A 14,273-nucleotide genomic window follows, 5' to 3' on the forward strand; every position below is an offset into this window, starting at 1 on the left:
AACAAAAAAACAACAATTGATTGTACTGTTTATTTTGTTTTCCAGGAAGAAACAACGCCGACCAGCCGCAGGTTAAATAGATGACCTGCGGCCCGGCATCAGGCGTGCGCCAGTAGCGGGAACATTAATTTGTTGTCGTGGAAGATGTTCTCTTTAGTCGAATAGATAAACAACATATCGTCGCCGTCTATTTTTTCGTACTCGCCAAGGCGCGCTTCCTTCGGCGTAAAACCGAGCACCGCCTGTTGCGATTGCGGTTGGGCGAGTTCATTGATAATGGTCGCCATGGATTGTCCGGCATCGCAAAAAATATCAAAGCAGATCAGCTCATGGGCGCTTTGCATCGCAATGGCGACGGCCTGGTTTTTCTCCGAGTAGTAAACAAAATGCTTCATAAACGCCGAACAGTAAAACATCAGCAGACCGAAGTTATTTTCCACTCGTAGCTGTGAAAAGGGGTTGGATTTCTGGTAGTAGTGCTTAAGCAGGGCGATATCCTGCGCACTATCCATATCCAGTTTACGGAAGTCGCCGGGTGTAGGCGAAACGGGCGCAACATATTGATATTCGTCGGTCCGCGTAAAGCCAAATTTGGGATAGAAGTCGACGGTAGTAGAATTGGCGAACAGGAAAAAAGCATCAGCTTTGTCACGCCAGTCATCAAGAATATGTTGTATCAACTGTCCGGCAAGCCCTTTATTACGGTAATCAATGTTGGTCATTACCGTACCTATTTGAATATAGCGTCGGGGTTGGCCTTGCCAGACCAGATCAATAATATTCGCGGAGGCGTTGGCGATAACTTTATTCTTATCAACGAAAGCGTAAGGGATATAGGATTCACTCCAGTACCCCTGCTGATACCAGGCGTCAAAGGATAGATCGAACGTTTTGATGGCTAAATCAATAAAGCTCTTTCTTAATGTATTATCATCTTTGAGTTGCTTAACCAATTTGTAGTGCATCGCAGTCATTCCTTTCTTATTCGTTTTACTATCCGGGATTGCTACAGGCAAATTTTACCCCTTGAAAATCACAGGCTTTGCGCCTGAGTATGGCGGTTTTCTGCGGTTTGTACAGCATTGGCGGAAGGGCATCGCTCAGGACGTTGCCTGGCTCACAATTAATAGCAAATATTCTGCGTGGATAAGGTCAGTGAGACGCACGAGCGGTGGAATTTGGTTTATTCTTTTTTCTCGGGGAATAATCTGAAGAAATCTATTTGAGAGAAATTTACAGTAAAACGTAAGTATAAGAGGAAAATATTTTAATTATTTCTTTTTGACATAACGCACTGATATTTATCTATAAATAAAAAATATCGGAAAGGCATATTTTATCAATAGGTAATATGCACTAACGCTCAACAGTATATGGCGTATTTTAGTTGCTGCGTTGATATTAAATTGCTGAGAGATGAGCTAAATGAGCCATCATCTTCTACACTTTATGGCGCCGTTGCCATTGAGGTTTTTCGCAAGCAAGGGAAAGGCTTCATATCAGCGCTGAATGTAACCAATTGAATGTTAATGAGAAGTTGTCATATTTTCAAGAGAGGAGTTCCTGATATGGCATTCGTAACAACTAAAGATGGCGTTAATATTTATTTTAAAGACTGGGGTCCGAAGGAGGCTCAGCCGATTGTGTTCCACCATGGCTGGCCGTTAAGCGCTGATGACTGGGATAACCAGATGCTGTTTTTCCTCGCACAGGGTTTTCGCGTCATCGCTATCGATCGCCGTGGACATGGGCGCTCCGACCAGGTAAGCGAAGGCCATGATATGGATCACTATGCGGCCGATGCTTCGGCGGTAGTGGAAAGTCTGGATTTGCATAACGCTGTCCACGTTGGCCATTCAACCGGTGGCGGCCAGGTCGCGCGTTATGTGGCCAAGTACGGCCAACCGCAGGGCAGGGTAGCTAAAGCGGTATTAATCAGTTCCGTACCGCCGCTGATGGTCAAAACCGACAATAACCCTGGCGGTACGCCCATCGAAGTGTTTGACGGTTTCCGCAAGGCGCTTGCCGCCAATCGCTCGCAGTTTTATCTCGATGTTGCCAGTGGACCGTTCTACGGCTTTAATCGCGATGGCGCAGAGGTTTCGCAAGGTACCATTCAAAACTGGTGGCGCCAGGGGATGACCGGTAGCGCGAAAGCCCACTATGAAGGGATTAAAGCCTTCTCTGAAACCGACCAGACAGAAGATCTGAAAGCGATTACGGTGCCAGTGCTGGTTATGCAGGGTGACGACGACCAGGTCGTTCCTTATAAAAATGCCGCGATTCTGCAGGACAAACTATTAGCGAATAGCGAGCTTAAAATTTATCCGGGCTTACCGCATGGTATGCACACGTCACATGCGGATGTGATTAACGCCGATCTGCTGGCCTTCATTCGTTCATAACGATATTCAGCCTTCGAAGACGTTTCTTCGGAGGCTATTTATTTATTGTTGAAGATGAATAACGCAAACTTTAGTTTGCGTGCCGCTGTACGAAAAAATTAATAATAAATTTGTTACATAGTTCGTTTAATACCAGGGCAGTGTACAGGTTATAGTCTACGCTTGTATGCGTATTACCGCACGAATAGGAAAAAACTAAATGTTATGGATCGGGTACCTTATCCGCAAATTCGGACTGAGGCCTCCCGCTGGTATGTAAATCAAGGATCCTGAAGAGCAATACTCAGATGTCGCATTTACCCAAATTCTCTCTTTCATTATTACACCCGCGTTACTGGCCGGCATGGCTGGGTATTGGCTTATTGTGGCTGGTGGTACAACTACCTTATCCGCTGATCTATCGTCTGGGCCATGGGTTAGGGCGTTTATCCATGCATTTTTTGCGCGGAAGGGTACGTATTGCGAAGCGCAATCTTGAGCTCTGTTTTCCACATCTCAGCCCGGCGCAGCGTCATGAAATGTTGGTTAAGAATTTTGAATCTCTGGGCATGGGGTTGATGGAAACCGGCATGGCATGGTTCTGGCCGACCCATCGCGTCGAGCGCTGGACCGAGACCAGCGGCGTCAACGAAGTCGTTGAACTGCAGGAACAGAAGCAGGGTATTTTGCTGATTGGCATTCACTTTCTGACTCTGGAGCTCGGCGCGCGGATGTTTGGCATGTTCACGCCGGGGATTGGCGTTTACCGGCCAAACGATAATCCGCTGATCGACTGGCTACAAACCTGGGGACGACTGCGTTCTAACAAGACGATGTTGGATCGTAAGAACTTGAAAGGTATGGTTAAGTCACTGAAAGAGGGAGAAATTCTCTGGTACGCTCCGGATCATGATTATGGTCGCGCCAGCAGCGTATTTGTTCCCTTTTTCAATGTTGATAATGCTGCGACTACCACCGGGACCTGGATGCTGGCGAGAATGTCAAAAGCCACCATCGTTCCTTTTGTTCCGCGAAGAAAGCCCAACGGCGCCGGGTATGAGCTGATTGCGCTGCAGCCAGAGGCGACGCCGCCGCTGGATTCCCCGGAAACTACCGCCAGCTGGATGAACAAAATTATTGAGCAATGTATCCTGATGGCGCCGGAACAGTACATGTGGCTGCACCGTCGTTTTAAGACCCGTCCGGAAGGGGTTCCGTCGCGGTACTAAGCGCGGTGGCCGGTGAAAAATAATCCGATAAATAGCGCGCTTATTAATCTAGTGTCTATACTCTAGATAATTCGAGTTGCAGGCAGGCGGCGACGCAGAGAATCCCCAGGAGCTTACTCTAGTAAGTGACTGGGGTGAGCGAGGAAAGCCAACGCACATGCAACTTGAAGTATGACGAGTATATAGTGAAAGAGCCTCAATTAGGCTCTAATCCAAGGAGAATGTAGGATGAAAAAGGTATTAGTCGCTTTAGCTCTTTCTGCTGTTGCCTTTGGCGCCTCTGCTGCGCAATTAATTACTAAAGAAGAAGCTTCGCATTTCAAACTGACTCACGTGGGCAGTATTTCTGTGGGGCCGTCTGGCGGGCAATTCTCTTCACCTTCTGATCTTCACGATCAGCTTTCTAAGCTGGCAGATGAGAAGGGCGGTAAATATTACATTATTACCGCGGCGCGCGAACACGGGCCGAACTTTGAAGCAACGGCGGAAGTGTATAAATAATTAATCACGTTGATTAATTATATATAAACGTCGAAAGTCTGATTTTTAACCCGGCATGCCACCGCGCTGCCGGGTTTTTTATTTAAGTACTGTGAAGCGATATATCCTGTTTACTTCGCGTCGACGGTAGGGTAGTCGAGGTAGCCCTCTTTACCACCGCCGAAAAACTGCTCTCTGATTGGCTGATTGAGCGGCAGGTTGTGCTGCAGACGATACGGCAGATCCGGGTTGGCGATAAACGGGCGACCAAAACCAATCAGGTCGGCCCAGCCTTTGGCCAGCGCTTCTTCGGCACGTTCTACGGTGTATTTCCCCGAATAAATCATTGTGCCGCGGAACACCTGTCGTAGCGCTTCCTTAAAGGCAGCGGGCATCACTGGCGCATCATCCCAGTCGGCTTCGGCGATATGGATATAGGCGATGCCGATATCATTGAGGACGCTGGCCGCCGCCAGATAGGTGGCTTCCGGCGTATCATCTTTCGACCCCATCAAGGTGGTCAGCGGCGCCAGGCGGATGCCCAGTTTCTCTTTACCAATCGCATCGGCAACGGCTTGCGCCACTTCTTTGAGGAAACGCAGGCGATTGGTTAACGAACCGCCGTACTCATCGGTACGCTGGTTTTCACGAGAATCAATAAACTGATTGATCAGATAGCCATTCGCACCGTGTAGCTCAACGCCATCAAAACCGGCGGCAATAGCGTTACGCGCGGCCTGTGCATATTGTTCGATGATAGCCGGGATCTCTTCGCGAGTCAGGGCGCGCGGCATCGAGTGCTGCACCATTTCACCAACGCCGTTTTCCGGACCGCGTCCTTCGACATCGACAAAGACCTTCACTCCTTCAGCCTGAATTGCAGATGAAGAAACCGGTGCGGCATTACCCGGCTGCAGTACGGTATGGGAGACACGCCCTACGTGCCAGAGCTGGGCAAAAATTTTGCCTCCCGCCTGGTGTACCGCGGCGGTGACTTTTTTCCAGCCGGCGATCTGCGCTTCATTATAGATGCCAGGCGTCCAGGCATAACCCTGTCCCTGTTGGCTAATCTGCGTGCCTTCGCTGATAATTAAACCGGCGCTGGCGCGTTGGGCGTAATACTCCGCCATCTGATCGGTAGCGACGTCACCGGCCCCGGCGCGGGAACGCGTCATCGGCGGCATCACGATACGGTTGTTTAACGGTAGGGCCGGCAAAGAATAGTGGTCGAATAACATAATGCGTCTCCTTAACGACTTGATGGACGCAGCATAGACCCTGGCTATTTTGGATTAAATGACAACGATGTTCATAGACTGTTAACTGATTTGTATATAAAGGGGGTAGCGTATGCCAAACGTGTGGGGTATTGACCACCCGCATAATTAGGTAGGCGAAATGTGGTATTATCGCGCCTTTCCCTTTTCGTCCTGGGGTTTTTTTATGCAACAACCTGTTGTTCGCGTTGGGGAATGGCTCGTTACTCCTTCTGTAAACCAAATTAGCCGGAACGGACGTCAGCTTACTCTCGAACCGCGTTTAATCGATCTTCTGGTCTACTTTGCTCAACATCCTGGCGAGGTACTTAGCCGGGACGAGCTTATCGATCACGTCTGGACGCGCAACGTGGTGACCAGCCATGTCGTCACCCAGAGTATTTCCGAGTTGCGTAAGTCACTGAAAGACGGCGATGACGGCAGCATGGAATATATTGCGACGGTGCCCAAACGCGGTTACAAGCTGACGGTCCCGGTAATTTGGTGTACGGAAGAGGGCGAAGAGTTGGCGCCGGTTGTCCCGCCAGTAGCCCCTGTCACCGTTCCTGAAACGTCGCCACCGACTATTTCTCCTTCATCTGCCTCGCCTGCGGCGGCGGCAGTGCCGGAAAAACGTAAACGGATCACCACCTTCTGGGTGTGGACGCTGTTCCTGCTGGCGTTGGGCAGTTGCGTCGCGTTAGTCGCCTTGTCGTCGATAGAATCGCGGCCGCCGGAAACCAAAACTCGCCTGCTGCTAAACCCGCGCGATATCGACATACACCTGGTAAACGGCAGTTCATGCAACAACTGGGCATCGCAGCATGCCTATGCGGTAGGGTTGGGCAGCCTGGTAACCACCTCGCTCAACACTTTCTCGACCTTTATGGTCCACGATAAAACCAACTACAACATCAACGAGCCCAGCAGTTCGGGTAAAACGTTGACCATCGAATTCGTAAATCAGCGCCACTATCGCGCCCAGCAGTGCTTTATGTCGGTGCAACTGGTCGATAACGCCGACGGCTCGACGATGCTCGATAAACGCTACTTTATTACCATGGATAACCAGCTCACCATTCAGAATGACCTGCTGGATAGTCTGTCAACCGCGCTAATGCAGCCGTGGCCGGATCGCATGAAAGCGATGCTGAAACAGTATCAACCCGCGCAAAGCCCTTCATTAACCCGTCTTTATCAGGCCCATCAGCTGTTAATGAAAGGTGATGTCGATTCATTAGGTAAAGCCAGCGATATACTTGATGACGTCATTAAACAATCGCCGGACTTTATTTATGCATACGCCGAAAAAGCGCTGGTGGATGTATTACGTCATTCGCAGCAGCCGTTGGATGAAAAACAATTAGCGACGCTGTATGCCGAGGTTGAAAAAGTAGGTGAAATGCCCGGCATTAAAGATATGGCGATTTTCTACCAGATAAAAACGGTAGATATGTTAGGCAAAGGGAAAATAGATGAAGCGTACAGCGCTATCAACACAGGCATTGATTTAGAAATGTCGTGGATGAATTACGTGCTACTCGGAAAAGTCTATGAGATGAAAGGACAGAACCGCGAAGCTGCGGATGCCTACCTGACGGCGTTTAATTTACGCCCTGGCGAAAACACCTTGTACTGGATTGAAAACGGAGTATTCCAGACCTCCGTCACCCGCGTAGTACCGTATCTCGACAATTTCCTCGCTTCAGAATAAGTAAACCCTCATCATGCTCATGGTTTTGAGTATGATGAGGTTAAATTTATGTATCTCATGAGCACTCTGATTGTTACCTGAAATAAGCGTTATTTTCCTGCCTGGTAACACAATTTCAACACCAGTATGCACGTCTAACTCTTTGTAAGTAGGCGATGTTTATCTTTTTTTGATATCAACATGTCATGTTTATATGTTAATCGAAAAAGGTCAAAATATCATTTGTCTGATGTTTGTAGTTATTTCACTTTATCTTTAGGATTTATCTCGTACGAATCAGTAATCTTGTTGGCAGTTGGTCGGGTCAATAAATGGTTCTATATCATGATCTGTACCTCCCAAATAAACTTAGGAGAAAAACAACCATGAGTTCTGCCAAGAAGATCGGGCTATTTGCCTGTACCGGCGTAGTCGCCGGTAATATGATGGGGAGCGGTATTGCACTATTACCTGCGAACCTCGCCAGCATCGGTGGTATTGCCATTTGGGGTTGGGTGATTTCTATTATTGGCGCGATGTCTTTGGCTTATGTTTATGCCCGACTGGCGACCAAGAACCCGCAGCAGGGTGGTCCAATTGCTTACGCAGGGGAAATTTCTCCGGCCTTCGGTTTCCAGACCGGCGTCCTTTATTATCATGCAAACTGGATTGGTAACCTGGCAATCGGTATTACCGCCGTCTCTTATCTCTCTACGTTCTTCCCAATTTTAAATAACCCGGTGCCAGCAGGTATTGCCTGTATTGCCATCGTGTGGATCTTTACTTTCGTTAATATGCTCGGCGGGACCTGGGTAAGCCGTCTGACCACTATTGGTCTGGTACTGGTGCTTATTCCGGTGGTGATGACAGCGGTCGTCGGCTGGCATTGGTTTGACGCGGCAACTTATCAGGCGAACTGGAACACCTCCAGCACCACTGATAGCCACGCGGTCATCAAAAGTATCCTGCTCTGCCTGTGGGCCTTCGTTGGTGTAGAATCCGCCGCAGTGAGTACCGGGATGGTGAAAAACCCGAAACGTACCGTACCGCTGGCAACCATGCTGGGTACGGCGATGGCCGGTATCGTCTATATCGCCGCGACTCAGGTTATCGCCGGTATGTATCCTGCTTCTCAGATGGCCGCGTCCGGTGCGCCGTTCGCGATTAGCGCCTCTACCATTCTCGGCGGCTGGGCTGCTCCGATGGTTTCCGCTTTCACCGCTTTCGCTTGCCTGACTTCTCTGGGCTCGTGGATGATGCTGGTTGGCCAGGCCGGTGTACGTGCCGCCAACGACGGTAACTTCCCGAAAGTGTATGGCGAAGTCGATAGCAACGGTATCCCGAAAAAAGGCCTGCTGCTGGCCGCGGTGAAAATGACCGCGCTGATGGTGCTGATTACCCTGATGAACTCCGCCGGTGGTAAAGCATCTGACCTGTTCGGCGAGCTGACCGGTATCGCGGTACTGCTGACCATGCTGCCTTACTTCTACTCCTGTGTTGACCTGATTCGTTTCGAAGGCATCAACATCCGCAACTTCGTTAGCCTGATTTGTTCGGTACTGGGTTGCGTGTTCTGCTTCATCGCGCTGATGGGCGCAAGCTCCTTCGAACTGGCCGGCACCTTTATCGTTAGCCTGATTATCCTGATGTTCTACGGTCGCAAAATGCACCAGCGCCAGCAGAACAACGCAACGGATAACAACAGCCCCGCTAACGCGCACTAATCAGTAACCCTTTTTCCTGAGGCTCCTTCCATCACCTGTCACATCGAGACGGGAGGGGCTTTCTACATCTGGAGATTTGACTATGAACGTTATTGCAATCATGAATCACATGGGGGTTTACTTCAAAGAAGAACCCATCCGTGAACTGCATCGTGCTCTCGAACGCCTGGACTTCCGTATTGTCTACCCGAACGACCGTGACGACTTATTAAAACTTATCGAAAACAACTCTCGTCTGTGCGGCGTGATCTTCGACTGGGATAAATACAATCTCGAACTGTGCGAAGAAATCAGCAAAATGAACGAGTACATGCCGCTGTACGCTTTCGCTAACACCTACTCCACCCTGGACGTTAGCCTCAACGATCTGCGCATGCAGGTTCGCTTCTTCGAATATGCGCTGGGCGCCGCTGAAGATATCGCGAACAAAATCAAACAGAACACTGACGAATACATCGACACCATTCTGCCGCCGCTGACCAAAGCGCTGTTCAAATATGTACGTGAAGGCAAATACACCTTCTGTACCCCAGGCCACATGGGCGGTACCGCGTTCCAGAAAAGCCCGGTAGGCAGCATCTTCTATGATTTCTTTGGTTCCAACACCATGAAATCCGATATCTCCATTTCGGTTTCTGAACTGGGTTCACTGCTTGACCACAGCGGCCCGCACAAAGAAGCGGAAGAGTATATCGCTCGCGTCTTCAACGCTGAACGCAGCTACATGGTGACCAACGGTACATCAACCGCTAACAAAATCGTCGGTATGTACTCCGCGCCTGCCGGCAGCACCGTGCTGATTGACCGTAACTGCCACAAATCGCTGACTCACCTGATGATGATGAGCGACATTACGCCTATCTACTTCCGTCCGACCCGTAACGCCTACGGTATCCTCGGCGGTATCCCGCAGAGCGAATTCCAGCACGCGACTATCGCCAAGCGTGTGAAAGAGACGCCGAATGCGACCTGGCCGGTACACGCGGTTATCACCAACTCAACCTATGATGGTCTGCTGTATAACACCGACTTCATCAAGAAAACCCTGGATGTGAAATCCATCCACTTTGACTCCGCATGGGTGCCTTACACCAACTTCTCGCCGATCTATGAAGGCAAATGCGGGATGAGCGGCGGTCGCGTTGAAGGGAAAGTGATCTACGAAACCCAGTCCACGCATAAACTGCTGGCGGCATTCTCTCAGGCTTCGATGATCCACGTGAAAGGCGACGTTAACGAAGAAACCTTCAACGAAGCCTACATGATGCACACCACCACTTCTCCGCATTACGGTATCGTGGCTTCCACCGAAACCGCGGCGGCGATGATGCGCGGTAACGCCGGTAAACGCCTGATCGACGGTTCTATCGAACGTTCGATCAAGTTCCGTAAAGAGATCAAACGTCTGAAAGGCGAGTCTGAAGGCTGGTTCTTCGATGTATGGCAGCCGGAACATATCGATGGCGCTGAATGCTGGCCGCTGCGTTCCGATAGCGCATGGCACGGTTTCAAAAACATCGATAACGAGCACATGTACCTCGACCCTATCAAAGTCACGCTGCTGACTCCGGGGATGAAGAAAGACGGCACCATGGATGATTTCGGTATTCCGGCAAGCATCGTGGCGAAATATCTCGACGAACACGGCATCGTGGTTGAGAAAACCGGTCCGTACAACCTGCTGTTCCTGTTCAGCATCGGTATCGATAAGACAAAAGCGCTGAGCCTGCTGCGTGCGCTGACCGACTTCAAACGCGCGTTCGACCTGAACCTGCGGGTGAAAAACATGCTGCCGTCTCTGTACCGTGAAGATCCTGAATTCTATGAAAACATGCGTATTCAGGACCTGGCGCAGAACATTCATAAACTGGTTGAGCATCACAACCTGCCGGACCTGATGTTCCGCGCATTCGAAGTGCTGCCATCCATGGTGATGACCCCGTATGCCGCGTTCCAGAAAGAGCTGCACGGTCAGACTGAAGAAGTTTACCTCGAAGAGATGGTAGGCCGCGTCAACGCCAACATGATCCTGCCGTATCCTCCGGGAGTACCGCTGGTTATGCCTGGTGAGATGATCACCGAAGAAAGCCGCCCGGTACTGGAATTCCTGCAGATGCTGTGCGAAATCGGCGCTCACTACCCGGGCTTCGAAACCGATATCCACGGCGCATATCGTCAGGCGGATGGTCGTTACACCGTTAAAGTGCTGAAAGAAGAAAACAACAAGTAATAGACGCACACAAGGGAAGTGGCTTGCCACTTCCCTTTTTTCACGCTGCAAGGAGAACCTATGAAAACACCCTCACAGCCGCGCGCGATTTACTACATCGTAGCGATCCAGATCTGGGAGTACTTCAGCTTTTACGGCATGCGCGCCTTACTCATCCTTTATCTCACCCACCAACTTGGCTTTGACGATAGCCACGCCATCAGTCTGTTCAGCGCCTACGCATCTTTAGTTTACGTAACCCCCATTCTCGGCGGCTGGCTTGCCGACCGCCTGCTCGGCAACCGCACGGCGGTGATTGCCGGGGCGTTGTTGATGACCCTCGGCCACGTGGTGCTGGGCGTCGAATCTGATTCAACCTGGAGCCTCTATCTGGCGCTGGCGATCATTATCTGCGGCTATGGTCTGTTCAAATCCAATATCAGCTGCCTGCTCGGCGAACTGTACGCCGCTGACGACCATCGTCGCGATGGCGGTTTCTCGCTGCTGTATGCCGCCGGTAACGTCGGTTCGATAGCCGCCCCCATTGCCTGCGGGCTGGCGGCGCAGTGGTACGGCTGGCATATCGGCTTTGCGCTGGCGGGGATCGGCATGTTTATCGGCCTGATGATTTTCTTAAGCGGCAGCCGCTACTTCCGCGACACCCGCGGCGTCGACAAACAGGCGCTGCGCGCGGTGAAATTCGTGTTGCCGACCTGGGGCTGGCTGGTGGTGATGCTGTGCCTGGCGCCGGTCTTCTTCACCTTGCTGTTAGAAAACAACTGGTCCGGTTATCTGCTGGCGATTGTCTGCCTGTTCGCCGCGCAAATGGTGGCGCGGATCATGATCAAATCGCCGCAGCACCGCCGCGCGCTGTGGCAAATCGTTCTGCTGATGTTGACCGGAACGCTGTTCTGGGTACTGGCGCAGCAGGGCGGCAGCTCGATTAGTCTGTTTATCGACCACTTTGTTGATCGCCGGCTGTTCAATATTGAAGTACCGACCGCGCTGTTCCAGTCGGTTAACGCGGTGGCGGTGATGGCCGCCGGCGTGATCCTGGCGTGGCTTATCCGCCCGGAAGGGCGAACCCGCTCGGTGTTAAAAGTGTGGCTGAAATTTGCTTTCGGCCTGCTGCTGATGGGCGGTGGATTTATGCTGCTGGCGCTGAATGCCCGCCACGGCGCGGCTGACGGTCAGGCCTCGATGGGCATGATGGTCGCCGGGCTGGCGATGATGGGCTTTGCCGAACTGTTTATTGACCCGGTGGCGATGGCGCAGATAACCCGTCTGAACATGCCCGGCGTCACCGGCGTATTAACCGGCATTTATATGTTGGCCACCGGCGCGGTCGCCAACTGGCTGGCCGGGGTGGTGGCGCAGCAAACCACCGAATCGCAAATCAGCGACACGGCGATTGCCGCCTATCAGCATTTCTTTTCGCAGATGGGCGAATGGACTATCGGCTGCGTGGCGGTGATTGTCATTGTCGCCTTTGCCGCGATTTGCAGCCCCGGCCAGCGCAGCGCGACCGGGGACATTAACTCAACAGCCAAGTGAACAGGAGGTGGATATTCTGGCAGGCGCGGAAGCCAACGATAAAAAATACCGTTAGTGAAGCCATAGCTGAGTGAGATCAGCTTGTAGTGAATCCAGAGTCGTTAAGATTGTTCTCTGGTGTGTTACCAGAGACAGGCCGCGCTGAATGGTGACCTGGTTCAATTTATCGAAGCTAGTTTGAAAGCAGGGTTATGAGGAACCAACATGTCTGAACAACAAGCACAAGGTGCCGATGAGGCAATTGACCTTAATAATGAACTGAAAACTCGTCGCGAAAAATTGGCTGCGCTGCGTGAGCAGGGCGTCGCTTTTCCGAACGATTTCCGTCGCGATCATACCTCTGACCAATTGCACGCTGAATTCGATGCGAAGGATAACGATGAACTCGCTTCCCTGAACGTTGAAGTCTCTGTTGCAGGCCGTATGATGACCCGCCGCATCATGGGTAAAGCCTCTTTCGTCACTCTTCAGGACGTCGGCGGCCGCATTCAGCTGTACGTCGCGCGGGATGACCTGCCGGAAGGCGTCTACAACGAACAGTTTAAAAAATGGGATCTCGGCGACATTATCGCCGCCCGCGGTAAGCTGTTCAAAACGCAAACCGGCGAACTCTCCATTCACTGCACCGAGCTGCGTCTGCTGACCAAAGCCCTGCGCCCGCTGCCGGATAAATTCCACGGCCTGCAGGATCAGGAAGTCCGCTATCGCCAGCGTTATCTGGATCTGATCGCCAACGAAGAGTCGCGTCATACGTTCCGTATCCGTTCGCAGATCCTCGCCACCATGCGTCAGTTCATGGTTGCTCGCGGCTTTATGGAAGTCGAAACCCCGATGATGCAGGTGATCCCCGGCGGCGCTTCCGCCCGTCCGTTCATCACCCATCACAACGCGCTGGATCTGGATATGTACCTGCGTATCGCGCCGGAACTGTATCTGAAACGTCTGGTGGTTGGCGGCTTCGAACGCGTCTTCGAAATCAACCGTAACTTCCGTAACGAAGGGATCTCCGTACGCCATAACCCAGAGTTCACCATGATGGAACTGTACATGGCGTATGCGGATTACAAAGACCTGATCGAACTGACCGAGTCGCTGTTCCGCACTCTGGCGCAGACGGTGCTGGGCAAAACCGAAGTGCCGTATGGCGACCAGGTGTTTGACTTCGGCAAGCCGTTTGAAAAACTGACCATGCGCGAAGCCATCAAGAAACACCGTCCGGAAACCAACATGGCGGATCTGGATAACTTCGACGCGGCGAAAGCGCTGGCGGAATCTATCGGTATTCAGGTAGAGAAAAGCTGGGGTCTGGGACGTATCGTGACCGAGATTTTCGATGAAGTGGCGGAAGCGCATCTGATCCAGCCGACCTTCATCACCGAATATCCGGCGGAAGTTTCTCCGCTGGCCCGCCGTAACGACGTGAACCCGGAAATCACCGACCGCTTCGAGTTCTTCATCGGCGGCCGCGAAATCGGTAACGGTTTCAGCGAGCTGAACGATGCGGAAGATCAGGCGCAGCGTTTCCAGGATCAGGTCAATGCCAAAGCGGCGGGCGATGATGAAGCGATGTTCTATGACGAAGACTACGTCACCGCGCTGGAGTACGGCCTGCCGCCGACCGCCGGTCTGGGGATTGGTATCGACCGCATGGTGATGCTGTTCACCAACAGCCACACCATCCGCGACGTTATTCTGTTCCCGGCCATGCGTCCGCAGAAGTAATCGCGTCTGGTAAATGACAAAA

10 protein-coding genes are annotated in these 14,273 nt (G+C 51.6%); 8 read left to right on the forward strand and 2 right to left on the reverse strand.

What is annotated here, in order from left to right:
• Positions 1-98: 98 nt before the first annotated feature.
• Positions 99-965, reverse strand: a complete 867-nt coding sequence (locus tag PGR79_RS09735) for a GNAT family N-acetyltransferase (RefSeq protein ID WP_020079430.1) — start codon at positions 963-965, stop codon at positions 99-101.
• 603 nt (positions 966-1,568) lie between these two features.
• On the opposite strand from PGR79_RS09735, the gene PGR79_RS09740 reads away from it, so the two are divergent.
• From PGR79_RS09740 to PGR79_RS09750, 3 genes are all read left to right on the forward strand, one after another.
• Positions 1,569-2,405: an alpha/beta fold hydrolase gene (locus PGR79_RS09740; protein ID WP_045393439.1), complete on the forward strand. Its 837-nt coding sequence runs from the start codon at positions 1,569-1,571 to the stop codon at positions 2,403-2,405.
• 287 nt (positions 2,406-2,692) lie between these two features.
• Positions 2,693-3,613, forward strand: coding sequence for a Kdo(2)-lipid IV(A) acyltransferase (locus PGR79_RS09745; protein ID WP_087860324.1), 921 nt, complete (start codon positions 2,693-2,695; stop codon positions 3,611-3,613).
• Between the two features lie 228 nt (positions 3,614-3,841).
• Positions 3,842-4,114, forward strand: a complete 273-nt coding sequence (locus tag PGR79_RS09750) for a DUF1471 domain-containing protein (RefSeq protein ID WP_015367862.1) — start codon at positions 3,842-3,844, stop codon at positions 4,112-4,114.
• Positions 4,115-4,224: 110 nt separating this feature from the next.
• Here the strand turns inward: PGR79_RS09750 and PGR79_RS09755 are convergent, their stop codons facing one another.
• Entirely contained in the window at positions 4,225-5,331 is a 1,107-nt protein-coding gene (locus PGR79_RS09755) for an alkene reductase (protein ID WP_087860323.1), read from the reverse strand.
• 205 nt (positions 5,332-5,536) lie between these two features.
• Here PGR79_RS09755 and cadC point away from each other — a divergent pair, with 205 nt between their 5' ends.
• The 5 genes from cadC (at position 5,537) to lysS (ending at position 14,251) form a co-directional block, all read left to right on the forward strand.
• Complete coding sequence (cadC, locus tag PGR79_RS09760) at positions 5,537-7,063, forward strand: lysine decarboxylation/transport transcriptional activator CadC (RefSeq protein ID WP_087860322.1); 1,527 nt, start codon at positions 5,537-5,539, stop codon at positions 7,061-7,063.
• Positions 7,064-7,428: 365 nt separating this feature from the next.
• Entirely contained in the window at positions 7,429-8,766 is a 1,338-nt protein-coding gene (gene cadB / locus PGR79_RS09765; protein ID WP_015367859.1) for a cadaverine/lysine antiporter, read from the forward strand.
• A gap of 82 nt (positions 8,767-8,848) precedes the next feature.
• Positions 8,849-10,996: a lysine decarboxylase CadA gene (cadA, locus tag PGR79_RS09770; RefSeq protein ID WP_015367858.1), complete on the forward strand. Its 2,148-nt coding sequence runs from the start codon at positions 8,849-8,851 to the stop codon at positions 10,994-10,996.
• A 60-nt stretch (positions 10,997-11,056) separates the two neighbouring features.
• Positions 11,057-12,529 carry a dipeptide permease DtpD gene (gene dtpD / locus PGR79_RS09775; protein ID WP_032705564.1) on the forward strand — a complete coding sequence of 491 codons (1,473 nt, stop codon included), beginning with the start codon at positions 11,057-11,059 and terminating at the stop codon, positions 12,527-12,529.
• Positions 12,530-12,733: 204 nt separating this feature from the next.
• Entirely contained in the window at positions 12,734-14,251 is a 1,518-nt protein-coding gene (gene lysS / locus PGR79_RS09780; RefSeq protein WP_015704650.1) for a lysine--tRNA ligase, read from the forward strand.
• The last annotated feature ends 22 nt before the right edge of the window (positions 14,252-14,273 follow it).

It is taken from the genome of Klebsiella sp. 141161 (assembly GCF_050600815.1).
Lineage (GTDB): Bacteria > Pseudomonadota > Gammaproteobacteria > Enterobacterales > Enterobacteriaceae > Klebsiella > Klebsiella aerogenes.

Excerpts from the sequence above, each read along its gene's own strand:
- PGR79_RS09735 (WP_020079430.1), bottom strand. The coding sequence starts at position 965 with ATGCACTACAAATTGGTTAAGCAACTCAAAGATGATAATACATTAAGA.
- PGR79_RS09740 (WP_045393439.1), top strand. The coding sequence starts at position 1,569 with ATGGCATTCGTAACAACTAAAGATGGCGTTAATATTTATTTTAAAGAC.
- PGR79_RS09745 (WP_087860324.1), top strand. The coding sequence starts at position 2,693 with ATGTCGCATTTACCCAAATTCTCTCTTTCATTATTACACCCGCGTTAC.
- PGR79_RS09750 (WP_015367862.1), top strand. The coding sequence starts at position 3,842 with ATGAAAAAGGTATTAGTCGCTTTAGCTCTTTCTGCTGTTGCCTTTGGC.
- PGR79_RS09755 (WP_087860323.1), bottom strand. The coding sequence starts at position 5,331 with ATGTTATTCGACCACTATTCTTTGCCGGCCCTACCGTTAAACAACCGT.
- cadC (WP_087860322.1), top strand. The coding sequence starts at position 5,537 with ATGCAACAACCTGTTGTTCGCGTTGGGGAATGGCTCGTTACTCCTTCT.
- cadB (WP_015367859.1), top strand. The coding sequence starts at position 7,429 with ATGAGTTCTGCCAAGAAGATCGGGCTATTTGCCTGTACCGGCGTAGTC.
- cadA (WP_015367858.1), top strand. The coding sequence starts at position 8,849 with ATGAACGTTATTGCAATCATGAATCACATGGGGGTTTACTTCAAAGAA.
- dtpD (WP_032705564.1), top strand. The coding sequence starts at position 11,057 with ATGAAAACACCCTCACAGCCGCGCGCGATTTACTACATCGTAGCGATC.
- lysS (WP_015704650.1), top strand. The coding sequence starts at position 12,734 with ATGTCTGAACAACAAGCACAAGGTGCCGATGAGGCAATTGACCTTAAT.